This window comes from Leifsonia xyli subsp. cynodontis, assembly GCF_050632205.1.
Taxonomy (GTDB): Bacteria; Actinomycetota; Actinomycetes; order Actinomycetales; family Microbacteriaceae; genus Leifsonia; species Leifsonia xyli_D.
The window spans coordinates 265573-290024 of the sequence record NZ_CP192578.1 but is presented as its reverse complement, the minus strand read 5'-3'; the positions used below and the strand labels follow the sequence as shown (position 1 = coordinate 290024).

Sequence of the window (24452 nt, the reverse complement as noted above, 5' to 3'; positions counted from 1 at the left end):
CACCCGTCGCTATCCTGACGGCGTGGCCAAGAAGAGCAGACGCGCTCCGGTGACGCCGGACCCGGCCCTCCAGCGCGTCGAAGGCTCGACGGGGCCGGAGGAGCCGCTCAAGCAACGGCTCCTGGAGCGGGCCGACCCCCTGCGGCGGCGGCTGCAGCGGCCGGTCGCGCGTGTCTCCGGGTGGGCCAAGTGGGTGGAGTCGCTACGGCCCTACCGCGTCTACATCAACTTCTCCCACTGCGACGGCAACCTGCGGGCGGCGGGGATGGGCTACCAGTCGCTGTTCGCCGTGTTCGCCGCGATCTGGGTCGGCTTCTCGATCTCGAGTTACTGGCTCTCGGGCAACGAGAAGCTCTTCAACGCCCTGGTGGAGCTGCTCAACCGGTCCGTGCCGGGCCTCATCTCCACGTCGACGACTCCGGGCATCATCCCGGCGTCGGAACTGCAGGACGCCACCTCCTTCGGCTGGACCGGCATCATCGCCGCCATCGGGTTGATCTGGACGGCGATCGGCTGGCTCTACTACACGCGTCAGGCCGTGCGCGCGGTGTTCGGCCTGAGCCGGGACACGACGAACTACGTGCTGCAGAAGATCCGCGACTTCGGGCTCGCCATCACCTTCGGAGTGCTGTTCGTCGCCTCGGCGCTGCTGAGCGTGCTGAGCACCCAGACGCTGACGCTGCTCCTGGACTGGCTGGGGCTGAGCTCCGACTCGTGGTGGAACAATTTCGTCACCCGCTTCTCCGGTCTCCTCATCTCGGTCCTGCTCAACATCGTCACGCTGGGGGCGATGTTCCGCGTCATGTCGCGGGTGGCCATCCCCTGGCGCAATCTGTTCTTCGGCGTGCTGCTCGGCTCCCTCGTGCTCGCCGGGCTGAGCGTCCTGAGCGGTGTGTTCTTCGCCGCCAACAAGAACCCGCTGCTGGCGACGTTCACCGTCTTCATCGGCCTCCTGCTCTGGTTCAACCTCATCTCGCGGGTCATCCTGCTCTCTGCGTCGTGGATCGCGGTGGGCATGTTCGACCAGGGCCTCTCCCCGCGGGCCGTCACGCCGGAGCAAGCGGCGGCCGAGCAGGCGGCGGCGGAGCACGAAGCCCGAGTGCTCGTGGCCCGGGTCGAGCTGGAGCACGCCCGGGAGGACCTCGCCGCTGCGCGGTGGTTCCGCCGCCTGCCCGCGCAGCGACGGGTGGAGCGGGCCGAGGGGCGGCTGAACGACCTGCTCGACAGCGTGACCAGAGCCGGGACGGCTGTCGGAGGCCCCCGGTAGGCTGGGCACATGCCCTCGAGTCCCTTGCGCATCGCCACGATCAACGCCAACGGCATCCGAGCCGCCTTCCGCAAGGGCATGGGCGCGTGGCTCGACGGGCGCGACGTCGACATCCTGGCGATCCAGGAGGTACGGGCGAGCAGCGAAGACCTGCAGGCGCTGCTCGGCGACGAGTGGGACATCGTGCACGACCCCGCGACGGCGAAGGGCCGCGCCGGGGTGGCCATCGCCAGCAGGCACCGCGCGTCGATCCACCGCGTGGAGCTCGGCCCGACCGACTTCGACAGCGCGGGCCGCTGGCTCGAGGCCGACTACGAGGTGGGCGACACGATCGTCACCGTGGTCAGCGCGTACGTGCACTCGGGCGAGGCGGGCACCGACAAGCAGACCGAGAAGTACCGCTTCCTCGATGCGATGGAGGCCCGGCTGCCCGAGCTGCAGAAGCACAACGAGCTGGCGGTGGTGATGGGCGACCTCAACGTCGGCCACCGCACGCTCGACATCCGCAACTGGAAGGGCAACGTCAAGCGCGCCGGCTTCCTGCCGGAGGAGCGCGCGTACTTCGACCGCATCCTGGGCGCGGAGGGCGACGAGGGTTACAACGCCGGCGCCGGTCTCGGCTGGGTCGACGTCGTGCGGCGCCATGCCGGCGAGGTCGAGGGCCCGTACACCTGGTGGTCGTGGCGCGGCAAGGCGTTCGACAACGACACCGGCTGGCGCATCGACTACCAGCTGGCCACTCCCGCTCTTGCGGCGCGGGTCCAGGATGTCGCGACGGACCGCGCGGCCGCCTACGACGAGCGATGGTCGGACCACACGCCTGTGGTCGTCGACTACGCGCTCTGACGGCCCAACGCATCCACTCACCGCAGATCTCGAAAGCAGAACCATGACGTCACCGTCCAACCAGGCCCCGGCCCGCCTCTACTCGGGCATGCAGCCCTCGGCCGACTCGCTCCACCTCGGCAACTACATCGGCGCGCTGCTGCAGTGGAAGGAGCTGCAGAGCTCGCACGACGCCTTCTTCTCGGTCGTCGACCTGCACGCCATCACGGTCGCGCAAGACCCGGCCGAGCTGCGCGAGAAGACCCGCCGCACCGCCGCGCAGTACATCGCCGCGGGCATCGACCCCTCAGCGTCGACCCTCTACGTGCAGTCGCACGTGCCCGCCCACGCGCAGCTGGCCTGGCTGCTCAACACCATCACGGGCTTCGGCGAGGCGTCGCGCATGACGCAGTTCAAGGACAAGTCGCAGAAGCAGGGCGCCGACGCGACGTCGGTCGGCCTCTTCGCCTACCCGGTGCTCATGGCCGCCGACATCCTGCTCTACGACGCGGAGATCGTGCCGGTCGGGGACGACCAGCGCCAGCACGTCGAGCTGACGCGCGACCTCGCCGAGCGCTTCAACAGCCGCTTCGGGCAGACGTTCGTGGTGCCGCAGGCGATGATCCTCAAGGACACTGCCCGCATCTACGACCTGCAGAGCCCGGAGTCGAAGATGTCGAAGTCGGCGGAGTCCGGGGCCGGCATCATCTGGCTGCTCGACGAGCCCGACGTCACGCGCAAGAAGATCATGCGCGCCGTCACCGACACGGACGGCGTGGTCTCGTTCGATCGCGCGGGAAAGCCGGGCATCTCGAACCTGCTGAGCATCTACTCGGCGCTCTCCGGCCGCTCCATCGAGTCGATCGAGCTGGCCTACGAGGGCAAGGGATACGGCGATTTCAAGAAGGGCCTGGTGGAGGTCGTGGTCGAGGAGTTCGCGCCGGTCCGGCAGCGGGCGCTCGAGCTGCTCGCCGACCCGGCCGAGCTCGACCGCATCCTGGCCGTGAACGCGGACCGCGCGAGCGAGGTCGCCGAGGCGACGCTGGCGAAGGCCTACGAGAAGGTCGGCTTCCTGCGACGGACCCGCTGATGCCGCAGCCGGTCGTGCTGAGGGGCGGGCGGGTCACCCTGTCCGTCCCCGCGGAGGCGGACATCGACCGGATCGCCGAGCTCTGCGCCGACCCCGACATCGCCCGCTGGACGACCGTGCCCTCGCCGTACCGCCGCGAGAACGCGGTGGGCTTCGTCACCAGCGTGGTGCCCGACGGCTGGGCGAGCGACCGGGTCTGCACGTGGGCGATCCGGGTCGACGGCGAACTCGTCGGCATGATCGGCATCCACGACGTCCACCAGCACCAGGGCGAGATCGGCTACTGGCTCGCGCGCGAGGCACGCGGCCGCGGCGTCATGGCGGAGGCGGTCGCCCTCGTCGTCGAGTACGGCTTCGGACCGGCGCCGGAGGGCCTGGCTCTCAGCCGGATGGTGTGGCGCGCGATGGCCGGCAACGCCGCGAGTGCCGCCGTCGCGCGCCGGGCCGGCTTCCGCTGGGAAGGCGTCGTTCCGAACGGCGCGGAACAGCGCGGAGAGCGGTTCGACGAGTGGCGCGCCACCCTCCTGCCGACCGATCCCCGGCAGCCCGCGGCCGACTGGCCCGACGTCACGTATGTACAGGCGGTCGCTCCGTGAGCGCGGGAGCAGGTGCGGGCGTGCGCGTCGTCCTCTTCGACCTGGACGACACGCTGTTCGCGCACCGGGCGGCGGTGGAGTCCGGCATCCTGCACTACGCCGAGTCACTCGGGGCGCCGTACGGGGCGTTCGAGGCCGACGAGCTGGTGACCATCTGGCACGAACTGGAGGAGGAGCACTACCACTCCTACCTCGCGGGCGACCTCGACTTCGAGGGCCAGCGGCAGGCGCGCGCCCGCGACTTCGCTGCCCGCCACGGCGTCCCTCTCGACGACGAGCAGGCCAGCGCCTGGTTCGCCGACTACTTCGAGCACTACGTCGCGGCCTGGTCGCTGCACGACGACACCCTGCCGGCGCTGGATGCGCTCGAGCGCGACATCCCGGGCGTGCGGTTCGGCGTGATCACCAACGGCGACCTGGCCTTCCAGCGGCGCAAGGTGGAGGCGGTGCACCTGGATCAGCGGATGGCCCACCTCATCGCGTCCGGCGAGGTCGGCGTCGCGAAGCCCGAAGCGGCGATCTTCCGGTTCGCCTGCGACGCCTTCGCCGTGCCGCCCGACGAGGCCGCCTACGTCGGCGACCGCCTGCGCACCGACGCGATCGGCGCGGCGCGGGCAGGACTGACCGGCGTGTGGCTCAACCGGCGCGGCGCCGTCCCCTCCCCGAGGACGAGCTGGATGCCGTCACGGCCGGGGTGCACACCATCCGCTCGCTCGCCGAGCTGCCAGCGCTGCTCCGCACGCGACGCTGACCCAACGGCGAAGCGCCGCCCGGCGGGAGCCGGACGGCGCTTCGAGGTGGTGCGGATCAGGCGTTGCGCACGTCGTCGTCGACCCAGTCGAACGTCTTCGTGACGGCCTTCTTCCACAGTCGCAGCTGACGCTCGCGCTCCGCGTCATCCATGTTCGGCGTCCAGCGGCTGTCCTCCTGCCAGTTCTTGCGCAGGTCGTCGAGGTCCGACCAGAAGCCGACCGCGAGTCCGGCGGCGTAGGCGGCACCCAGAGCGGTGGTCTCCGCCACCACGGGGCGCACGACCGGCACACCGAGGATGTCGGCCTGGAACTGCATGAGCGTGTTGTTGGCGATCATGCCGCCGTCGACCTTGAGCTCCTGCAGGTCCACACCGGAGTCCGCGTTGACCGCGTCCAGCACCTCGCGCGTCTGGAAGGCCGTGGCCTCCAGCACCGCGCGGGCGATGTGGCCCTTGTTGACGTAACGCGTGAGGCCCACCAGGGCGCCGCGCGCGTCCGATCGCCAGTACGGCGCGAACAGACCCGAGAACGCCGGCACGAAGTACGCGCCTCCGTTGTCGTCGACGGTCTTCGCCAGCTCCTCGATCTCCGGGGCGCTGGAGATGGTCCCCAGGTTGTCGCGCAGCCACTGCACGAGCGAGCCGGTGACCGCGATCGAGCCCTCCAGCGCGTAGTGGGGCTTCTCGTCGCCCAGCTTGTAGCCGAGCGTCGTCAGCAGACCGTTCTTCGAGTGGACGATCTCCTCACCGGTGTTGAAGATGAGGAAGTTGCCCGTGCCGTAGGTGTTCTTGGACTCGCCCGGATCGAACGCCGCCTGACCGAAGGTCGCGGCCTGCTGGTCGCCGAGGATGCCCGCGACGGGAACCTCGCGGAGCAGGCTGGACGACTCGACCTGGCCGTAGACCTCGGAGGAGCTCTTGATCTCCGGAAGCATCGACTTCGGCACACCGAACGCCTCGAGGATGTCGTCGCGCCAGGTCAGCGTCTCCAGGTCCATGAACATGGTGCGGGAGGCGTTCGTGACGTCGGTGACGTGCACACCGCCGTCCGGGCCGCCGGTGAGGTTCCAGAGCACCCAGGCGTCGGTATTACCGAACAGCAGGTCGCCCGCTTCGGCGCGCTCGCGCGCACCCTCGACGTTCTCGAGTATCCAGGTGATCTTCGTCCCCGAGAAGTAGGTCGCGAGCGGGAGGCCCACGATCTGCTTGAACCGTTCGACGCCCCCGTCTGCCGCGAGGCGGTCGACGATCGGCTGCGTGCGGGTGTCCTGCCAGACGATGGCGTTGTAGACGGGCTCGCCGGTGTTCTTGTCCCACACCACCGCGGTCTCGCGCTGGTTGGTGATGCCGACCGCGGCGATGTCGTGGCGGGTGAGGTCCGCCTTCGACAGAGCCTGGCCGATGACCTCGCGGGTGTTGTTCCAGATCTCCACCGGGTTGTGCTCGACCCATCCGGCCTTCGGGAAGATCTGCTCGTGCTCGAGCTGACCGGTCGAGACGATCGACCCGGACTTGTCGAAGATGATCGCCCGGGTGCTGGTCGTGCCCTGATCGATGGCGACGACGTAGTCGGCCATAGGTAACTCCTTTGTTCTTTGGGGGTGGAACGGGGAGGGGCCGGCGGGAATCATCCCGGCCGGCCCCCTGTGTCACTTGATGAGCGGCAGCAGGATCAGGGCGAGCCAACCGGCGAGCAGACCGCCGATGATCGGCCCGACCACCGGGACCCACGAGTAGGCCCAGTCGCTGGAGCCCTTGCCCTTGATCGGGAGGAACGCGTGCGCGATGCGCGGACCGAGGTCACGGGCAGGGTTGATGGCGTATCCGGTCGGACCACCGAGGCTCGCGCCGATGCCGACGACGAGCAGGGCGACGGGCAGCGCGCCGAGGGCCGCGAGTCCGGCCGCCTGGCCCGGCTGGTGGCCGAACGCGATCACGACGAACACCAGCACGAAGGTGCCGATGATCTCGGTGACCAGGTTCCACCCGTAGCTGCGGATCGCAGGGCCGGTCGAGAAGACGCCGAGCTTGTTCGCCGGGTCCGGCTCCTCGTCGAAGTGCTTCTTGTACGCCAGGAAGGTCAGCACGGCACCGATGATCGCGCCGATGAGCTGAGCCAGGATGTACAGCAGCACCGTGATGAAGTTGACCGGAACCAGGGTGTGCGCCGCGGCCGAGCCGAACGTCTTCGCTCCGTTCGCCACCAGTCCCAGCGTGACCGCCGGGTTGAGGTGCGCTCCGGAGTTGTAGGCGACGACCACACCCGCGAAGACTGCGAGGCCCCAGCCGAAGTTGACCATCAGGAACCCGCCGTTGAAGCCCTTGTTCTTGATGAGGGCGACGTTCGCCACGACACCGGTACCGAGCAGGAGCAGCATGGCCGTGCCCGCCACCTCGGACAGGAAATCTACACCGATATTGTCCACGTTGACCTTCCAGTTGTTCAGTTGACCCGCACCCTGTTGTGCGTTCTGGTGTGGCTCTCGTCAGGGTGGGCACTTGAACGCTATTGCGGTAGCGCCCACCGTGACAAGAACCGTGTCATGCACGTTCGTGCATTTATCGAACAGCCGCGGCTTCGCTCCCGTCCCCCGACTTGAGCTGCACCCGGTGGGCGTCGGCGAGGTCCGCTGTGAACGAATCTTCCTCCTCCGCGCGCCGATTTGGCGACCATCCGAGCGCGTTTGCCGCGATTTCGCCGATCTCGTGCACCAGTGCGGTGGTGATCGCGCCGGTGAAGGCCAGGCTGGTGCGACGGAGGAAGACGTCGCTCAGGTGCACGACGTGCTCGGTGCGCACCAGGTGGTCGATCTCCGCGCGGGAGTAGTCCGGGGCCGCGGCCAGCGCCGCATCCTCTCCGTCCCAGCCGGCGATGGCGTCGATCACGAACGCGGCCTTGGTGCCGTACCGGTTCAGCAGCGTGGCCGCGCGCTCGGCGCCGATATCGGCTCCGTACCGGGCGATCCAGTCGCGCTCGGCCTGCGGCGTGGTCGGGAAGCCGGCCCCGCCGCCGATCGGCAGCCCGAGGGTGTGGACGATCCGCTCGGCGCCCAGGGCCTTCAGCGTCTCGTTCGCGAGGTGCTCGCTCAGCGCGCGGAAGGTGGTCCACTTGCCGCCCACCAGGCTGAGGACGGTGGTGTCGCCGAGGCCGGCGATCGTGCCGGGCACGATGCGGTAGTCGCGGGAGACGAATCCGGGCGCGGTGTCGTCGTGACGCGGCAGCGGGCGGACGCCCGAGAACGTGTAGACGATCTGGTCGCGCGTGATCGGGATGGTTGGGAAAACGTGCGAGACGAGTTCGATGAAGTAGTCGATCTCGTCCTCGGTGATCACCGCGCGCTCGGACATGTCGGCGTCGATGTCGGTCGTGCCGACCATGACGCGGCCCTTGAGCGGGTAGATGAGGACGATGCGGCCGTCGTTGTTCTCGAAGAACATCTCGCGGCCCTGGCAGGCCTCGAGCAGCTCCGGGTTGTCGAGCACGATGTGCGACCCCTTGGTGCCGCCCATGTAGCGGGTCGCCTCGCCGAGGGCCTCGTTGGTGAGGTCGGTCCACGGTCCGGAGGCGTTGACGACGACGTCGGCCGTGATGGCGAACTCCTCGCCGGTCTCGCGGTCGCGCACCAGCACGCCGCTGTCGCGGGTGCCGATCGCCTCGACGTAGTTGACCGCGCGGGCGTGGGGGCCTGCGGCGAGGCCGTCGGCGAGCACGTCGAGGGCGAGGCGCTCCGGGTCGTGCACCGAGGCGTCGAAGTAGGTGGCCGTGTATTTGAGGCCCGGGTTGAGCGCCGGCAGGATCTCCAGCGACTTCTTGCGGCCGTGGAAGCTATGGCGCGGCACCGAGCCGCCGTCGCGCGAGAACGCGTCGTAGATGGTGAGGCCGGTCTTGATGAGGAACGCGCCGCGCTCCTTCGGCTTGCCCTGCTTGTGCGTGAGGAAGCGGAGCGGAGCGGCCAGGATGCCGGAGAAGGTCGAGAAGATCGGGATGGTGGTCTCGAGCGGCTTCACGTAGTGCGGAGCGATCTTGAGCAGCCCGTTGCGCTCGGTCACCGACTCCTTCACGAGACGGAACTCGCCGTTCTCGAGGTAGCGGATGCCGCCGTGGATCATGTGGCTGGAGGCCGCCGACGCCCCGGACACGAAGTCATTGCGCTCGACGAGGACGACGTCGACGCCCTGCAGCGCGAGGTCGCGGAAGGTGCCGAGTCCGTTGATGCCGCCGCCGACGACGAGCACCTGTGCTCGCGGCCGTTCGCGGAGGCGCTGGACCTCGGTGCGGGTGGTGGACTTCGACGTCACGGTGATCTCCTGTTGCTTCTCTCGATGAGGATGCGGTGCAGCTATAGTCTTCGTTGCAGCACAACTTCGATCAAGCTCCATGCACATACGTGCACCGCCTGGTCGCCACCCGAGGAAGCCGCATCAGCGAAGAAGGCCCGAATGTCCCAGCCCGAGACCGAGAACCTGCCCGACAAGGTCCGCGACGCCCTCAAGGCGGGCCACCTCTACTACATGCAGGACCTCACCATGGAGGCGATCGCGCACGAGATGCACACGTCGCGATCGAGCGTCTCCCGCCTGCTCAGCTTCGCGCGCTCGTCCGGTCTGGTCACCATCCAGATCGCCGAACCGCACGAAGGTGCAACCCGCATCCAGCAGGTGATCCACGAGCACTACGGCATCGCCACGCACATCGTGCCCATGCCGAGCGCGATCAGCGACGTCGACCGGCTGGAGCGGGTCGCCATCTCGGCTGCACGGATTCTCGACCGCTTCATCGACTCCAACCAGACCGTCGGCATCGCGTGGGGCTCCACGATGAGCGCTCTGAGCCGCCACCTCATCCCGAAGGAGCTGCACAACGTCGAATTCGTGCAGCTGAACGGCGCCGGCAACACGTACACGACGGGTGTGCTCTACGCGTCCGAGATCCTGCGCCGCTTCGGCGACACGTACTCGGGCACGATCCAGGAGTTCCCGGTGCCCGCGCTGTTCGACGATCCGCAGACGAAGATCGCGATGTGGCGCGAGCGCAGCACCCGGCGCATCCTCGACATCCAGGAGCGGATGGATGTGGCCCTGTTCGGTCTCGGCTCCCCCTTCTCCGAGGTGCGGTCGCACGTCTACGCGGGCGGCTACCTGGAGCAGGCGGACTACGCGTCCCTCGACGAGTCCGGGGTCGTCGGCGACGTGGCGACGGTGTTCTTCCGCGAGGACGGCAGCCATCACGGCATCCCGCTGAACCAGCGTGCGAGCGGGCCGGACATCGACCTCATCAAGCGGGTGCCGCGCCGCGTCTGCATCGTCTCCGGCCCCTCCAAGGTGCACAGCCTCCGCGGCGCCCTCGCGGCCGGGCTCATCACGGACCTCATCGTCGACGAGGGCACCGCCCGGGCGCTGGTGCAGCTGACGCAGTCCGCGACGCAGCCGGCGACACCGGCCGAGGCCCAGCCGCCCGTCGCGGAGCCGTCCGCTGCGACTGCGACGGCGGCCGAGCCGCCCGCCGCCGCGTAACCGGGAGTCGCACGCCCCCGGGGAATAGACGCGGCACGAACGCGTTGATCTAGACTCGACAACGAAATACGTGCTCCGGGGTCGGTGAGAGTCCGAACCGGCGGTGACAGTCCGCGAGCGGTGCGCCCAGGCGCCCTGCTGAGCCGGTGGAATTCCGGCACCGACGGTAATGCGTGCAGGCGAGAGCCTGCCGCTCAGTCCGGATGGGAGGAGGCACGGTGGGCAGCCCGTATGGGCTGGCGCCCGCGCGACCCCGGTGACACGTCTCGACGAGAGACAGGATGGCAACCGGATGACGTGGGAAGCCCCCATGCGCACGGCGCTCGAGCTCGCCGCGAACGGTCCCGCCACGGGCGTGAACCCCCGCGTCGGATGCGTCCTCCTCGATGCCGAGGGCCGCATCCTCGCCGAGGGATGGCACCGTGGGGTCGGTACGCCGCACGCCGAGGTGGATGCGCTCAGCAAGCTGCCCGAGGGCGGAGCCCGCGGCGCCACGGCGGTCGTCACCCTCGAACCGTGCAACCACTGGGGCCACACCGGACCCTGCTCTGTCGCGCTCATCGAGGCCGGTGTGGCGCGCGTCGTCTACGGCGCCGCCGACCCGGGCCACCACTCCAGCGGAGGCGCCGAGCGCCTGCGCGAGGCCGGCGTCGACGTGACCGGCGGCGTGATGCGCGACGAGATCGAGGCGTTCCTGGGCGACTGGCTGACGGCCGCCCGGCTGGGCCGGCCCTACATCGTCGTCAAGTGGGCGAGCAGCCTGGACGGACGTGCAGCCGCCGCCGACGGCACCAGCAAGTGGATCACCGGCGCGGCGGCGCGGCAGCGGGTGCACGAGCAGCGGGAGGCGTCAGACGCGATCGTCGTCGGGACCGGCACCGTCCTCGCCGACGACCCGAGCCTCACGGCCCGCGGCGACGCCGGCGAGCTGATGGGCACGCAGCCGACCCCCGTCGTGATCGGCACCCGCGCGGTGCCGAAGGACGCCGCAGTCTTCCACCACCCCAACCCGGTCGTCTTCGAGGGCACCCACGACCTCCACGAGGTGGTCGCCGACCTGCACCAGCGCGGCTTCCGCCGCATCTACGTCGAGGGCGGTCCGACGCTCGCGAGCGCGTTCGTCGCCGCCGGACTGGTCGACGAGTACGCGATCTACCTCGCGCCGACCCTGATCGGGGGCCCGCGCCTCGCCCTCGGCGACATCGGGGTCGAGACGATCGGCGAGCAGCTGCGGCTGCGCATCCTCGACGTCGAACGGCTCGGCGGCGACCTGCTGATCCGGGCCGTCCCGGTCCCCGACACCCCCACCACCGTCTCCGACAGCCAGGAGGGCTGACGACATGTTCACCGGAATCATCGAAGAGCTGGGCGACGTGACCGCCGTCGAGCGCACCGCCGACGCATTGCGTCTCACCGTCCGCGGACCGCTCGCGGTCAGCGACGCGCGCCACGGCGACTCCATCTCGGTCAGCGGCGTCTGCCTGACGGTCATCGACAAGGACGCGGAGACCTTCACCGCGGACGTGATGGCCGAGACGCTCGCGATGAGCACCCTCGACGACGTGTCGCCCGGCCGCCGGGTCAACCTGGAACGGGCGGCGCAGGTGGGCGACCGCCTGGGCGGCCACATCGTGCAGGGGCACATCGACGGCACCGCGACCGTGCTCTCCATCACCGACGGCAGCGCCTGGCGGGTGGTCCGCTTCAGCCTCGACCCCGAGCACGCCCCGCTCGTGGCCCGCAAGGGATCCATCGCCATCGACGGCGTCTCGCTCACGGTCAGCGCCGTGGGCGGTGGACGCGAGGACGGCTGGTTCGAGGTCTCCCTGATCCCCGAGACGCTCGCCGCCACCACGCTCGGCGACCGCGTGCCGGGCGACCGCGTCAACATCGAGACGGACATCCTCGCCCGTCACGTGGAGCGCATGCTGGCGCTCGAACCGGCACTGACCGAACGGAGTGCGTCATGAGTCTGGCCACCATCCCCGAAGCCCTCGCCGAGCTGCGCGCCGGCCGGCCGATCATCGTCGTCGACAACGAGAGCCGTGAGAACGAGGGCGACGTCGTGCTCGCTGCCGAGCTCGCCAGCCAGGAGTGGATCGCCTGGACGGTGAAGCACTCCTCCGGGTTCATCTGCGCCCCGATGACGGACGAGATCGCCGACCGCCTGGAGCTGCCGGTGATGGTCGCCCACAACGAGGACGCCCGCGGCACCAACTACACGATCAGCGTGGATGCGGCCGACCGGCTCTCCACCGGCATCAGCGCCGCCGACCGCGCGCACACCCTGCGCGTGCTGGCCGACCTCGACTCGACGCCGTCGAGCCTGCACCGCCCGGGCCACATCCTGCCGCTCCGCGCGGTGGAGGGCGGCGTCCGCGAGCGCGACGGCCACACCGAGGCCGCCGTGGACCTGCTGAAGCTGGCCGGCATGACCCCCGTCGGCGCCATCGCCGAGATCGTCGCGGACGACGGCGAGATGATGCGCCTGCCCGGTCTGATCGAGCTGGGCCAGCGGGAGGGCGTCCTCGTCGTCACCATCGAGGCGCTCATCGAGTACCTGCAGGAGTTCCACTGCGACCAGCCGCTGGAGACGGTGACGCCCATCCCCGAGACCTCCCGCGTGATCTTCGAAGTCGAGACCACGGTGCCCACCACGCACGGACCGTTCCGGATGCGCGCCTACCGTGACCGCATGACCGGCGCGGACCACGTGGCCATCGTCGCCGGGACGCCGCAGCGCGAGGGGACGCTGGTCCGTGTGCACTCGGAGTGCCTCACGGGCGAGGCGTTCGGCTCCCTCAAATGCGAGTGCGGACCCCAGCTCGATGCGGCGATGGACACCATCCAGCGCGACGGCGGCGTCGTGGTCTACCTGCGCGGGCACGAGGGCCGCGGCATCGGCCTCATCAACAAGCTGCGCGCCTACAAGCTGCAGGAGGAGGGCCTCGACACGCTCGACGCGAACCTCGCGCTCGGCCTGCCGATTGACGCGCGTGACTACGGAGCGGCCACGGCCATCCTGCAGGATCTGGGCATCGAGTCGGTGCGCCTGCTGACCAACAACCCGGAGAAGGTGCGCCAGCTGGAGGAGCACGGTATCGAGGTCGAGGAGCGCGTCCCGCTCGTCGTCGGCGTCGGCGCCTTCAACGAGGGCTACCTGGAGACCAAGCGCGACCGGATGGGTCACGCGATCGGGGACATCGACGCGGTGTCCGGACTGGATGACACGGCCGCGGGGATCGCGGCGGAGAGGACGACACGATGAGCGGAGCGGGAGCCCCCGATGCCGAGGAGCGGATCGACGGGAGCGGCCTGAACGTCGTCGTCGTCGCGGGCAGCTGGCACGAGACGATCAGCGAGGCGCTCATCGCCGGCGCTCAGCGGACATTGGATGCGGCGGGCGCCACGCACACGCTGGTGCGCGTCCCGGGCAGCTTCGAGCTCCCCGTCGTCAGCAAGGCGGCCCTCGAGGCGGGCGCCGACGCGGTGGTCGCGCTGGGCGTCATCATCCGCGGTGGCACGCCGCACTTCGAGTACGTCTCGGCCGCCGCCACCGACGGCCTCACCCGTGTGGCGCTCGACACCGGCAAGCCCGTCGGCTTCGGCGTGCTCACCCTGGACGACGAGAAGCAGGGCATCGACCGCTCCGGCCTCCCCGGCTCCAAGGAGGACAAGGGCGCCGAGGCCGCGCACGCGGCGCTGGCGACGGCGGTGGCGCTGCGGTCGCTGCGCGGCTAGCGGCGGAAGATTCGTGACGAATGGTCGCTCTGGGGCACCCATTGCGACCATTCGTCACGAATCCGCGTCACGGCACGTCGTAGGTCACGTGGGTGGCGTACGGCGTCACGATGACGGAACGCTGCACCAGCTCGCGGCGGACAGCATCCCGGAACAGCGGGTCGCCCGCTCCGAGGATGACCGGCGACAGGTGCAGCACGAAGGCGTCGACGAGGCCCGCTGAGATGGCGGAGCCCACGAGCGCGCCTCCGCCCATGAGGACCACGTCGAGATCGCGCCCCGCCGCCTCTGAGCGCTTCTCGGCCGCGGCACGAGCGCGTTCGATCGCGTCCGGCAGCCCGGTCGTCACGAACGTCCAGTCGAGGTTCGTCAGCCGCACGGAGGCGGGCGGCGACGACGTGACCACGAAGTACGGCGGCCTGCCGACCTGGTGCGCGCCGTAGCCGAGCTCGTCGCTCCAGCCGCCCGGGGCGTCGATGACGTCGAACAGGTTGCGGCCCATGATCACCGCCCCCGAGCGCTCGGTGCCCTCCCGCAGGATGCGCTCATCCTCGGGGTCGCCGGCGAACACCCACCGATGCAGCGCCTCCCCGTCGTCGCCCAGGCCGTTGCCCGGGCCGGCGTTGGGACCGGTGACGAAACCGTCGAGGGAGGCCGAGATATCGGCCACGATGCGGGTCACAGTGTCACTCCCCCGCCAGCAGCTCGTCGAGCTTCTCGTAGCCTTCGCGCACGCCGTACTCCATGCCGCTCTCGATCATCTGCTCGAGGGCCTCGCGCGAGGTCATGACGGAGCGGCCGGAGAGGCGGGAGCGGCCGCCGGGGAGCGCCTCGAACCGCATCCGCTCGAGGCTGACCTCGCCGGGTGCGCCCAGGAACTCGAAGGTCTGGATGACGAGTTCGTTCGGGACGATCGAATGGTAGACGCCGCGGAACGCGAAGACGGAGCCGTCGGTGTCGCGGGACTCGTAGCCCCAGCCGCCGCCGGTGCGGAAGTCCCAGTGCGTGATGGTGTTCACGAGGCGGCGAGGGCCGATCCACCGCGCATAGAGCTCGGGATCGGCGTGGGCGCGGAAGAGGGCCTCGACCGGGGCGTCGAACTCGCGGGCGAGATCGGCGTAGGAGGTTCCGGGGACGGCCTCGATGGTGACGGGGTTGCTCATGATTCCTTCTCCTTCGTGGAGGGTGCGGTTTCAGCCAGTAGCGCGTCGAGGCGGCGGTACTGGGCCTCCGCCTCGAGCCGGTAGCGGTCGATCCACGACGTGAGCCGTTCGAGCGCCGCCGCGTCCAGGTGGACGGGACGGCGCTGCGCCTCGCGCGTGCGCCAGACCAGGCCGGCGGCCTCGAGCACGCTGATGTGCTTGGAGACCGCCTGGAGCGAGATGTCGAACGGCTCCGCCAGTTCGTTCACCGTCGCGGCCCCACGGCTGAGGCGCGCGACCATCGCACGCCGCACCGGGTCCGCGAGCGCGGCGAACGCCCTGTCGAGTCCGTCCGCATCCGCCATTATCAACCTTTCGGTTAATCAACCAATTTGTTGATTAGGAGAATACGCCTCCGGCCTTCTCGACGTCAAGAAGGAGTTGGAGGAGGAGTTACGGCTTCCAGACCATGAGCACGACGACCGCGAGCAGCAGCAGGCTGGCGACGCCGGATGCGGCGGCGATCTGCGGGTAGCGCGACGCGGTGCCCTCGCGCAGCGCCTCTGCCGCCCGGCGCATCGCGGGCACCACGACGAACAGCGTGAGGCCGAGCGCCACCACGTACAGGATGATCGACCACAGGATCCACGGGGTCGTCACGCTCAGCTCGTACTTCTTGTCGGCCAGGCCCATCACGCCGAAGCCGAACAGCACGACGAGGAGCGAGAGCAGCGACAGCAGGTTCGTCGACTTCGCCAGCGTCTCCACCTGTCGGGCGTCCCCCGCGCGCACGGCGCGCATGGCGGTCATCGGGAGGATGGCCATCGGCCCGACGATGAAGACGGCGGCGACCACGTGCAGCACGGCGAAGAGGGTTTCCATGCCCCCAGCGTAGCGAGAGGCCGGATTCGGCGGGCTCCCCGGCGGCGCATAGGCTAGAGGATGCGCCACAAGCGCCTCTCCCCTCTCCGCCGACCCCGCGCCCTCGCCCGACCGACATCGCGCACGCCTCCGGCCCTCCTCTCGCACTTCGAAAGCTCTCTCACGCATGTCTACGACGGCCACCGTCACCGCTCCTGCTCCCGCGAACACCCGGGGGCGCGTCATCCTCGCCAGCCTCATCGGCACGTCGATCGAGTTCTACGACTTCTACGTCTATGCGACCGCCGCCGTGCTGGTCTTCCCGGCGCTCTTCTTCACGAACGCCGACCCGACCACCGCGCTCCTCGCCTCCTTCGCCGTCTTCGGTGTCGCGTTCATCGCCCGGCCGGTCGGCTCCATCCTCTTCGGCCACTTCGGTGACCGCATCGGCCGCAAGGGCACGCTCGTCGGCTCCCTGCTCACCATGGGCATCGCGACCGTGCTCATCGGCTGCCTCCCGACCGCGCAGGTGCCGGGCTGGGAGTTCTGGGCCCCGTTCCTCCTCGTCGTGATGCGCTTCTGCCAGGGCCTCGGGCTCGGCGGCGAGTGGAGCGGCGCGGCCCTTCTCGCGACGGAGAACGCCCCCGCCGGCAAGCGCGCCATCTACGGCACGTTCCCGCAGCTGGGCGCACCGATCGGCTTCATCGTCGCCAACGTGCTGTTCCTCATCCTGAGCCTCACCATCGCCCCCGAGCAGTTCGCGGCCTGGGGCTGGCGCATCCCGTTCCTGCTGAGCGCGGTGCTCGTGATCGTCGGCCTCTACGTGCGGCTGAAGCTCGTCGAGACGCCCGCGTTCCAGAAGGTCGTCGACACCGGCGAGGTCGCCAAGCTCCCGCTCGCGCGCGTGTTCCGCACCAGCTGGCGGCAGATCATCCTCGGCACCTTCATCATGCTGGCGACCTACGTGCTGTTCTACCTGATGACCGCGTTCACGCTGACCTACGGCACCACCGCGTCCACCCCCGAGCAGGCACAGGCGGCCGCGGAGAAGGCGGGCAAGACGTTCTCGGCCGCGACCTTCGTGCCGGGGCTCGGCTTCAGCCGCAACGACTTCCTGATCATGCTGATCATCGGCGTCGTGTTCTTCGGGATCTTCACCCTCGTCGCGGGCCCGCTCGCCGAGCGCTACGGCCGTCGCAAGACGCTGATCTGGGTCACCCTCGGCATCATCGTCTTCGGCCTGCTGTTCGTTCCGCTGTTCGCCGGCGGCACCGTCGGCACGATGGCCCTGCTCATCATCGGGTTCACGCTGATGGGTCTCACCTTCGGCCCGATGGGCGCGGAGCTGCCGGAACTGTTCCCCACCAACGTCCGGTACACCGGCTCTGCGATCTCGTACAACCTGTCGAGCGTGCTCGGCGCTGCCGTCGCCCCGACCATCGCGGTCTGGCTGTGGACGCTCGCGCACGGCAGCACCGTCTGGGTCGGCGTGTACCTCTCGATCGCGGGCGTGCTGACGCTCATCGCGCTGCTGCTCTCAAAGGAGACGCGCGACGTCGACTTCACCGACAACGTGAGCTGACCCTCCGCCCGGCCCAGCCGGGCCCCGGGCTCCCGCTCCGTGCTCCGCTTGTGCGCCGCCGAGTGGTGACATGATGTCGCAATCCGCACCGGATAGCGACCACGAGTCACCACTCGGCGGCGTACTGCGTCAGTCGAGGAACAGGGCGCGCAGACGACGGGTGGTCAGGATGAGGCCCAGCACGATCATGACGGCGAAGTACAGCACGTGCCAGAGCATCCCGAGATCGACGTCGCCCGTGGTCAGGCCGCGGACGAGCTCGACGCCCTGCCAGAGCGGGAGCGCCTTGATGACCACCTGCAACGGCTCGGGATACACCGTGACGGGAAAGAACGTGGCCGACAGGAGGAACATCGGCAGCAGGATGAAGTTGATCCAGTCCATCTGCTGGAACGTCTTCATGTAGCTGGTGACGCCCATCCCGAAGCTGGCGAAGCCGAAGGCGATCAGCAGCACCGCGGGCAGTGCGAGCAGCGCCCACCACGACAGGTTCAGCCCGAGCACCTGCATGACCACCATGAACCCGACCGCGTAGAGCGCCCCGCGGAGCAGGGCGAGCAGGATCTCGCCGAGGGCGACGTCGAGCGGGCCGAGCGACGTGGCGAGCATCCCCTCGTACAGCTTCGCGAAGTGCATCTTGAAGAAGACGTTCCAGGTGGAGTCGTAGACGGCGCCGTTCATCGCCGCGGTCGCGAGCAGGGCAGGCGCGATGAAGGCGGCGTACGGCACCTCCTGCCCCGACGAGGTCTGGATGCTGCCGACCAGCGCTCCGAACCCGATGCCCAATGACAGCAGGTAGAAGATCGGCTCGAAGAAGCCGGAGACGATCACCAGCCAGTTGGTGCTGCGCGTCGCCGACCAGCCGCGCTGCATCACGGAGCGCGCGTTGCCCGCGTAGAGCGCGCGCAACGGCCGCGACCGGACGGTGGATGCGGTGAGCCGCTCCTCGGTGGCGGTCACTTGTTCAGCCTCTTCCCGGCGATCCGGCGGCTCCACATCCAGAACGCGACGAAGAGCGCGAGCAGGTAGACGACGTGCACGACGGAGAGCCACAGCGGCTCGCTCATCCCGTAGGTGAACACCCGTGAGAGCTCGGTGGAGTGCCACAGCGGCGAGATCCAGCCGATCCACTGCAGGAACCACGGCATGTTCGTCAGCGGGAAGAAGGTTCCGGAGAACAGGGACATCGGCAGCAGGACGAACCGCATCAGCATGGCGATCTGTCCCGTGTCCTGCTCGATCGTCGCCACGTACGCCATGATCGGTGCACCGAAGGCGAGCCCGCCGAGCGTTCCCACCAGGATGCTGACCCAGCCCCACGGACTCGGGATGGCGCCGAACAGCACCATGAAGGCGTAGTACACCGCGCTCGTGCCGAGCAGCCGCGCGATCACCGAGATGAGGATGCCGTCGATGATCTGTCCGGGCGCGATGGGAGCCGCGTTGATCCCGAAGAACGTGGGGTTCCATTTGAAGCCGAGCATCACCGGATAGGTGAACTCCTCGCTCGCGACCGTCACCGCCGCGGTGCAGAGCAGCGCCGGCGCCACGAAGGCGAGGTAGCTGACGCCGTCGACGGCGTTCGGCCCGAGGTTGGCACTCACCAGGCTCCCGAGCCCGAGGCCCATCGCCAGAAGGTAGACCAGCGGATTGCCGAAGCCCGTGACGAAGAGGGTCTGAAGGTACGACCGCATCACCCGGAAGCGGTGCTCGGCCACATACCAGGCGCCGTAGCGGCGCGGTCGCACCGCCGCGGCGAGCGCCGCGCGCGACTCCTCCCGCGGCTCCTGGCCGGATCCCGGCGCGCCGGCCGCCCCCGCCGGCCCGACGATCGCGCTCATTCGATCAGGCTCCGTCCGGTGAGCCGCAGGAACACATCCTCGAGGCTCGACCGCCGCACCAGGCTGGTGAGCGGATGCAGGCCACGGTCGACGATGCGGACCAGTTCGGCCTCGCCGTCGTCGCTGTAGACCAGGATGCGATCGGGCAGCACCTCGACCCGCTCGCCGATGCCGTCGAGCCGCTCGGCGACCTCCGGGTTGCGCTCGGAGCCGAACCGCACCTCCAGCACCTCGCGCGTGGAGTACTCGCGGATGAGCGCCGCAGGCGACCCCTCCGCCATGATCGTGCCCTTGTCGACCACGACCAGCCGGTCGCACAGCTGCTCCGCCTCATCCATGTAGTGCGTCGTCAGGACCAGCGTGGTGCCCTGCTCTTTGAGCCGGAACAGGCGGTCCCAGAGGATGTGCCGGGCCTGCGGGTCGAGGCCGGTGGTCGGCTCGTCGAGCAGCAGGATGCGCGGGTCGTTGATGAGCGCCCGGGCGATCGTCAGGCGGCGCTTCATACCGCCGGAGAGGTCGTCGACCTTGGCCTTCGCCTTGTCCTCCAACTGGGCGAAGGCGAGCAGTTCGTCCGCCCGCGTGCGCACCCGTGCCGAGGGCAGACCGAAGTACCGCCCGTAGACGATCAGGTTGTCGCGCACCCGGAGCTCGGTGTCGAGGTTGTCGGCCTGCGGCACGACGCCGAGTTGCGACCGGATCTCCGGTCCGTAGCGGTCGGGGTCGAGGCCCAGAATGCTGAGCTCGCCGGAGGTGCGTGTGGAGACGGCGCCGATCATCCGCATGGTCGTGGACTTGCCCGCGCCGTTGGGGCCGAGCAGCCCGAACGACTCCCCCGGCTCGACCTCGAAGCTGAGCCCAGCGACAGCAGGGAACTCCTTGTACTTCTTGACCAGGCCGCGAGCGGCGATGACGGGCGTCGGCATAGTTCAGCACTGTAGCCGTGCCCGCCGACATTGCGAGGTGCTCGTCGTCAATCCAAGTTGACGAACCGACGGGCGTCAACTATGGTTGACGCCATGGACACGGGAAGCCTCCGCACCCTCGCCGGCGACGCCGACTCCGACGACCCGATCGTCGCCCTCCGCGCCATCTCCCGGATGCACCGCGAGCTCGACCGGCTCGAGGCCGTCGCCGTCCGCCGCGCCCGCAACGCGAACGCCACCTGGCAGCTTATCGCCCTGGCGCTGGGTGTCAGCAAACAGGCAGTCCACAAGAAGTACGGTCGGAGTTAGCGGCCATCGCCGCTCCCCGACACCCCTCCCCCGATCGAAAGCCGACAGCCATGTCATCCACGTCCGCCACCGCGCCGCGCCGCCGTCGCGGTTTCGGCCGCTCCGCCGACGACGCCGGGCCCCGCGCCCGCTTCTCGCAGCTGCTGCCCTACCTGCTGGAGCACAAGCGCGTGCTCGCGGTGGTCATCGTGCTCAGCATCCTGGGCGCCGCGGCGAGCCTCGCCCAGCCGCTGCTGGTCAGCCAGGTGATCGAGCTCGTGGGCAAGCAGCAGCCCCTCGGCGGCCTCGTCTGGGGCCTGGTGGCGCTGGTCGTGATCTCGGGGCTCATCTCGGGCTACCAGCACTACCTGCTGCAGCGCACCGGGGAGGGCGTCGTGCTGTCGTCGCGGCGCAAGCTGGTCGGGCGTCTGCTCCGGCTGCCGATCAGCGAGTTCGACACCCGGCGCACGGGCGACCTCGTCTCGCGCGTCGGGTCCGACACGACCCTGCTGCGGGCGGTGCTCACCCAGGGCCTGGTGGAGGCGATCGGCGGGGCGCTCACGTTCATCGGCGCCCTGATCGCGATGCTCATCATCGACCCGGTGCTGCTCGGGCTGACCGTGCTCGTCGTCGCGATCTCGGTCGTGACGGTGGTGCTCCTGTCCGGGCGCATCCGCGTGGCCAGTCAGAAGGCGCAGACGAAGGTCGGAGACCTGGCGGCCGCGGTGGAGCGCGCGATCAGCTCGGTGCGCACGATCCGCGCGGCGAACGCGACCGAGCGCGAGATCGCCGCCGTCGACGGGGATGCGACGGGCGCCTGGAAGATGGGCATCCAGGTCGCGAAGATCTCCGCCCTGGTCGTGCCGGTCGCCGGGATCGCGATGCAGGTCTCGTTCCTGGTCGTGCTCGGCGTCGGCGGGTTCCGGGTCGCCAGCGGAGCGATCACGATCGCGAACCTGGTGGCGTTCATCCTGTTCCTGTTCATGATGATCCTGCCGCTCGGCCAGGCGTTCGGCGCCATCGCGGCGGTCAACTCGGCGCTCGGAGCGCTCGGTCGCATCCAGGAGATCCTCGACCTGCCGACCGAGGACCAGCACGACCGCGAGCTCGCGCCGCTGGCGATGACCGTCGGCGCCGCGAACGAGGGGCTGGCGCCGGATGCGCCGGCGATCGAGTTCGCGGATGTGCGGTTCGCGTACCCCGATGGTGCCGGGGCGGAGGCGGCGGCCGGGGAAGCGCCCACCGCATCCACCGCATCCACCGCATCCACCGCAGCCGTCGCCGAGCCGTCGCCCGAGCGTCTCGCCTTCGAGGCGCTGACGGGTACGGATGTCGTCGCCGAGGCGGAAGCCGCGGCCGGCGCCGGCGGCGCTGAGGGACCGCTGCGGCACGGCGGCGTGCTGCACGGCGTGAGCTTCCGGGTGCCGCGGGGCAAGCGCACCGCGCTCGTCGGGCCGTCCGGCGCGGGCAAGTCGACCATCCTGGCGCTCGTCGAGCGGTTCTACGACCCGCAGGGCGGCGAGGTCCGCTTCGGCGGGATGGACGTGCGCACCCTCGACCGCGTCGCGCTGCGGTCGCAGATCGGCTACGTGGAGCAGGATGCGCCGGTGCTGGCCGGCTCGCTGCGCGACAACCTGACCCTCGCGGCGCCCGACGCCACCGACGAGCAATGCATCGACGTACTGCACGCGGTCAACCTCACCGAGGTGCTGGAGCGCAGCGAGCTGGGGCTCGGCGCGCCGGTGGGCGAGGACGGCATCATGCTCTCCGGCGGCGAGCGTCAGCGCCTGGCGATCGCGCGTGCGCTGCTGGCCGCGCCCCCGGTGCTGCTGCTCGACGAGTCGACCTCCAGCCTCGACGGGCGCAACGAGCAGCTCATGCGCGAGGCGATCGACGCCGTGGCGGAGGACCGCACGCTGCTGGTCATCGCGCACCGCCTGTCCACCGTCGTGGACTCCGACCAGATCGTGGTGCTCGACCACGGCCGCGTGATCGGAACGGGCACGCACTCCGAACTCGTCGAGACCACTCCGCTGTACCGCGACCTCGCCAAGCACCAGCTCCTCGTCTGACCCCGATCGCCAGACGCCCCAGCCAACAATTCCGGAGTTTTTCGCACGAATCGTCGGGCTCGACCCGAAAATCTCCGGAATTGTTGGCTGGGGCGGTGGCGCGCGCGAGACCTCAGGCGCGGAGGTGGTAGCGGAGCGACGCGAGCTCGGCGCGGAGGGCGGCCGGCACCCGTGAGCCGAAGCGGTCGAAGAACTGCTCGGTGAGGTCGCACTCGGCCAGCCAGCTGTCGCGGTCCACCTCGAACAGCGCCTCGACGTCCTCCGCCGGCAGGTCCAGCCCGTCGAGGTCCAGCTGCTCGACGACGGGCAGCCGCCCGATCGGCGTGCCGACGCTGTCCGCGCTCCCCTCGACGCGGCGCGCGATCCACTCGATCACCCGGGAGTTCTCGCTGAACCCGGGCCACAGGAATCGACCGTCGTCGCCCTTGCGGAACCAGTTCACCTGGAACACCGACGGCGCCTTGTCGCCCAGCTGCTCCCCAACCTCCAGCCAGTGCGCCCAGTGCTCCGCCATGTTGTACCCGCAGAACGGCAGCATCGCGAACGGGTCGCGCCGCAGCTCGCCGACGACGCCCTCGGCGGCCGCCGTCTTCTCGGACGACACCGTGGCACCGATGAACACCCCGTGGCGCCAGTCGCGCGCCTGGGCGACCAGCGGCACGTTCGTCGCGCGCCGGCCACCGAACAGGATGGCGTCGATCGGCACCCCGTCGAACGCGTCCCAGTCGTCGGCGATGGACGGGCACTGCGCGGCGGCCACGGTGAAGCGGGAGTTCGGATGCGCGGCCGGGCGACCGCTGTCGGGCGTCCAGTCCTTCCCCTCCCAGTCGATCAGGTGCGCGGGCGGCTCCTCGGTCAGCCCCTCCCACCAGACGTCCCCGTCGTCGCGCAGTGCCACGTTGGTGAAGATCGTGTTGCCCCACAGGGTGTCGACCGCCGTGCGGTTGGTGCTCTCGCCGGTTCCGGGCGCCACGCCGAAGAACCCCGCCTCCGGGTTGATCGCCCGCAGCCGGCCGTCCGGGCCCGGCCGGAGCCACGCGATGTCGTCGCCGATGGTCTCGACCGTCCATCCCGGGATGCTCGGCTGCAGCATCGCCAGGTTGGTCTTGCCGCACGCCGACGGGAACGCCGCGGCGAAGTGGAACGCCCGTCCCTCCGGCGAGGTCACCTTGATGATGAGCATGTGCTCGGCGAGCCAGCCCTCGTCGCGCGCCATGACCGAGGCGATGCGCAGCGCGAAGCACTTCTTGGCGAGGATGGCGTTGCCGCCGTAGCCGGAGCCGTACGACCAGACCTCCCGCGTCTCCGGGAACTGCACGATGTACTTCGTGGTGTCGCACGGCCACGGCACGTCGTCGCGTCGCACGCCGTCGGCGTCGACCAGCGGGTACCCGACGCTGTGCACGGTGGGGACCCACGGCTGCCCGGCGTCGATCAGGTCGAGCACGGTCTCGGTCACGCGGGTCATCATCCCGAGGCTGACGGCGACGTACGCGGAGTCGGTGAGCTGGATGCCGACCTGCGAGATCGGGCCGCCGACCGGGCCCATCGAGAAGGGGACGACGTACATGGTGCGTCCGCGCATGCTGCCCGAGAAGACGCCGCGGAGCTCGGCGCGCATCGCCTCCGGCTCCCGCCAGTTGTTCGTCGGCCCGGCGTCCGACTCGTCGAGCGAGCAGATGAAGGTGCGGTCCTCGACCCGGGCGACGTCGCTCGGGTCCGTGCGGGCGAGGAAGCTGTTGGGCCGCCACTCCGGGTTGAGCCGGATCAGCTTGCTCTCGGCCACCAGCTGCTTGGTGAGCCGGTCCGCCTCCGCGAGCGAGCCGTCGCACCAGACGACCTCATCGGGCTGCGTGAGGGCGGCGATCTCGTCGACCCAGGCGCGGACCGCCTCCAGCCCACGGGGTGCCGGGGTGTCGGTGAGATCCAATTCGGCGATGCTCATGGGTGGGTCCTTTT

24 protein-coding genes and 1 riboswitch are annotated in these 24452 nt (G+C 69.7%); of the genes, 13 read left to right on the top strand and 11 right to left on the bottom strand.

Annotation, left to right across the window (positions count from 1 at the left end; all coding sequences use genetic code 11):
- Positions 1-22: 22 nt before the first annotated feature.
- From ACQ86M_RS01425 to ACQ86M_RS01405, 5 genes are read left to right on the top strand one after another with little or no spacing between them, the layout of a single operon-like run.
- The gene (locus tag ACQ86M_RS01425; protein WP_431220399.1) at positions 23-1267 is read left to right on the top strand and encodes a YihY/virulence factor BrkB family protein; all 1245 of its coding nucleotides are present in this window, start codon (positions 23-25) and stop codon (positions 1265-1267) included.
- 9 nt (positions 1268-1276) lie between these two features.
- Positions 1277-2113: an exodeoxyribonuclease III gene (locus ACQ86M_RS01420; protein WP_431246794.1), complete on the top strand. Its 837-nt coding sequence runs from the start codon at positions 1277-1279 to the stop codon at positions 2111-2113.
- 43 nt (positions 2114-2156) lie between these two features.
- Positions 2157-3182: a tryptophan--tRNA ligase gene (gene trpS / locus ACQ86M_RS01415; protein ID WP_431246793.1), complete on the top strand. Its 1026-nt coding sequence runs from the start codon at positions 2157-2159 to the stop codon at positions 3180-3182.
- Positions 3182-3778 carry a GNAT family N-acetyltransferase gene (locus tag ACQ86M_RS01410; RefSeq protein WP_431246792.1) on the top strand — a complete coding sequence of 199 codons (597 nt, stop codon included), beginning with the start codon at positions 3182-3184 and terminating at the stop codon, positions 3776-3778. The genes trpS and ACQ86M_RS01410 overlap by 1 nt, the downstream gene beginning before the upstream one ends.
- Entirely contained in the window at positions 3775-4632 is an 858-nt protein-coding gene (locus tag ACQ86M_RS01405) for an HAD family hydrolase (protein WP_431246791.1), read from the top strand. Before ACQ86M_RS01410 ends, ACQ86M_RS01405 begins: the two co-directional genes overlap by 4 nt.
- On the opposite strand, the gene glpK is transcribed toward ACQ86M_RS01405, so the two are convergent.
- The 3 genes from glpK to ACQ86M_RS01390 form a co-directional block, all read right to left on the bottom strand.
- Positions 4586-6106, bottom strand: a complete 1521-nt coding sequence (glpK, locus tag ACQ86M_RS01400) for a glycerol kinase GlpK (protein WP_431246790.1) — start codon at positions 6104-6106, stop codon at positions 4586-4588. The two genes, ACQ86M_RS01405 and glpK, sit on opposite strands and share 47 nt — an antisense overlap.
- A 72-nt stretch (positions 6107-6178) precedes the next feature.
- Positions 6179-6907 (bottom strand): MIP/aquaporin family protein, encoded by a 729-nt coding sequence (locus ACQ86M_RS01395; RefSeq protein WP_431221395.1) that lies wholly within the window; start codon positions 6905-6907, stop codon positions 6179-6181.
- Positions 6908-7088: 181 nt separating this feature from the next.
- Positions 7089-8828: an FAD-dependent oxidoreductase gene (locus tag ACQ86M_RS01390; protein ID WP_431246789.1), complete on the bottom strand. Its 1740-nt coding sequence runs from the start codon at positions 8826-8828 to the stop codon at positions 7089-7091.
- Positions 8829-8969: 141 nt separating this feature from the next.
- Here ACQ86M_RS01390 and ACQ86M_RS01385 point away from each other — a divergent pair, with 141 nt between their 5' ends.
- The 5 genes from ACQ86M_RS01385 to ribH all read left to right on the top strand — a co-directional run bounded on the left by ACQ86M_RS01385 (position 8970) and on the right by ribH (position 13784).
- Complete coding sequence (locus ACQ86M_RS01385) at positions 8970-10043, top strand: sugar-binding transcriptional regulator (RefSeq protein WP_431246788.1); 1074 nt, start codon at positions 8970-8972, stop codon at positions 10041-10043.
- Between the two features lie 67 nt (positions 10044-10110).
- Positions 10111-10263: riboswitch (FMN riboswitch) on the top strand.
- 72 nt (positions 10264-10335) lie between these two features.
- The gene (gene ribD / locus ACQ86M_RS01380; RefSeq protein ID WP_431246787.1) at positions 10336-11379 is read left to right on the top strand and encodes a bifunctional diaminohydroxyphosphoribosylaminopyrimidine deaminase/5-amino-6-(5-phosphoribosylamino)uracil reductase RibD; all 1044 of its coding nucleotides are present in this window, start codon (positions 10336-10338) and stop codon (positions 11377-11379) included.
- Between the two features lie 4 nt (positions 11380-11383).
- Positions 11384-12013 carry a riboflavin synthase gene (locus tag ACQ86M_RS01375; RefSeq protein WP_431220392.1) on the top strand — a complete coding sequence of 210 codons (630 nt, stop codon included), beginning with the start codon at positions 11384-11386 and terminating at the stop codon, positions 12011-12013.
- Positions 12010-13311 (top strand): GTP cyclohydrolase II, encoded by a 1302-nt coding sequence (gene ribA / locus ACQ86M_RS01370; RefSeq protein WP_431220391.1) that lies wholly within the window; start codon positions 12010-12012, stop codon positions 13309-13311. The genes ACQ86M_RS01375 and ribA overlap by 4 nt, the downstream gene beginning before the upstream one ends.
- A complete protein-coding gene (gene ribH, locus ACQ86M_RS01365; protein ID WP_431220390.1) occupies positions 13308-13784 on the top strand; it encodes a 6,7-dimethyl-8-ribityllumazine synthase in 477 nt (158 codons plus the stop codon). Before ribA ends, ribH begins: the two co-directional genes overlap by 4 nt.
- Before the next feature lie 67 nt (positions 13785-13851).
- On the opposite strand, the gene ACQ86M_RS01360 is transcribed toward ribH, so the two are convergent.
- From ACQ86M_RS01360 to ACQ86M_RS01345, 4 genes are all read right to left on the bottom strand, one after another.
- Positions 13852-14466 (bottom strand): dihydrofolate reductase family protein, encoded by a 615-nt coding sequence (locus tag ACQ86M_RS01360; RefSeq protein ID WP_431246786.1) that lies wholly within the window; start codon positions 14464-14466, stop codon positions 13852-13854.
- Between the two features lie 4 nt (positions 14467-14470).
- On the bottom strand, positions 14471-14947 hold the full coding sequence (locus ACQ86M_RS01355; protein WP_431246785.1) for an SRPBCC family protein: 477 nt from the start codon (positions 14945-14947) through the stop codon (positions 14471-14473).
- Positions 14944-15291, bottom strand: coding sequence for an ArsR/SmtB family transcription factor (locus ACQ86M_RS01350; RefSeq protein WP_431220387.1), 348 nt, complete (start codon positions 15289-15291; stop codon positions 14944-14946). The genes ACQ86M_RS01355 and ACQ86M_RS01350 overlap by 4 nt, the downstream gene beginning before the upstream one ends.
- An 88-nt stretch (positions 15292-15379) precedes the next feature.
- Entirely contained in the window at positions 15380-15808 is a 429-nt protein-coding gene (locus ACQ86M_RS01345; RefSeq protein ID WP_431220386.1) for a DUF2269 family protein, read from the bottom strand.
- A 166-nt stretch (positions 15809-15974) separates the two neighbouring features.
- Between ACQ86M_RS01345 and ACQ86M_RS01340 the strand changes: the two genes are divergently transcribed.
- Complete coding sequence (locus ACQ86M_RS01340; RefSeq protein ID WP_431246784.1) at positions 15975-17369, top strand: MFS transporter; 1395 nt, start codon at positions 15975-15977, stop codon at positions 17367-17369.
- Between the two features lie 129 nt (positions 17370-17498).
- On the opposite strand, the gene ACQ86M_RS01335 is transcribed toward ACQ86M_RS01340, so the two are convergent.
- From ACQ86M_RS01335 to ACQ86M_RS01325, 3 genes are read right to left on the bottom strand one after another with little or no spacing between them, the layout of a single operon-like run.
- Positions 17499-18329 (bottom strand): ABC transporter permease, encoded by an 831-nt coding sequence (locus tag ACQ86M_RS01335; protein WP_431246783.1) that lies wholly within the window; start codon positions 18327-18329, stop codon positions 17499-17501.
- Complete coding sequence (locus ACQ86M_RS01330) at positions 18326-19210, bottom strand: ABC transporter permease (RefSeq protein WP_431220383.1); 885 nt, start codon at positions 19208-19210, stop codon at positions 18326-18328. Before ACQ86M_RS01330 ends, ACQ86M_RS01335 begins: the two co-directional genes overlap by 4 nt.
- Positions 19207-20133 (bottom strand): ABC transporter ATP-binding protein, encoded by a 927-nt coding sequence (locus ACQ86M_RS01325; RefSeq protein WP_431246782.1) that lies wholly within the window; start codon positions 20131-20133, stop codon positions 19207-19209. The genes ACQ86M_RS01330 and ACQ86M_RS01325 overlap by 4 nt, the downstream gene beginning before the upstream one ends.
- Before the next feature lie 93 nt (positions 20134-20226).
- Between ACQ86M_RS01325 and ACQ86M_RS01320 the strand changes: the two genes are divergently transcribed.
- On the top strand, positions 20227-20442 hold the full coding sequence (locus tag ACQ86M_RS01320) for a hypothetical protein (protein WP_431220381.1): 216 nt from the start codon (positions 20227-20229) through the stop codon (positions 20440-20442).
- A gap of 50 nt (positions 20443-20492) precedes the next feature.
- Positions 20493-22493 carry an ABC transporter ATP-binding protein gene (locus ACQ86M_RS01315; RefSeq protein ID WP_431246781.1) on the top strand — a complete coding sequence of 667 codons (2001 nt, stop codon included), beginning with the start codon at positions 20493-20495 and terminating at the stop codon, positions 22491-22493.
- A gap of 112 nt (positions 22494-22605) precedes the next feature.
- On the opposite strand, the gene ACQ86M_RS01310 is transcribed toward ACQ86M_RS01315, so the two are convergent.
- Positions 22606-24438: a phosphoenolpyruvate carboxykinase (GTP) gene (locus ACQ86M_RS01310; protein WP_431246780.1), complete on the bottom strand. Its 1833-nt coding sequence runs from the start codon at positions 24436-24438 to the stop codon at positions 22606-22608.
- Between the last annotated feature and the right edge of the window lie 14 nt (positions 24439-24452).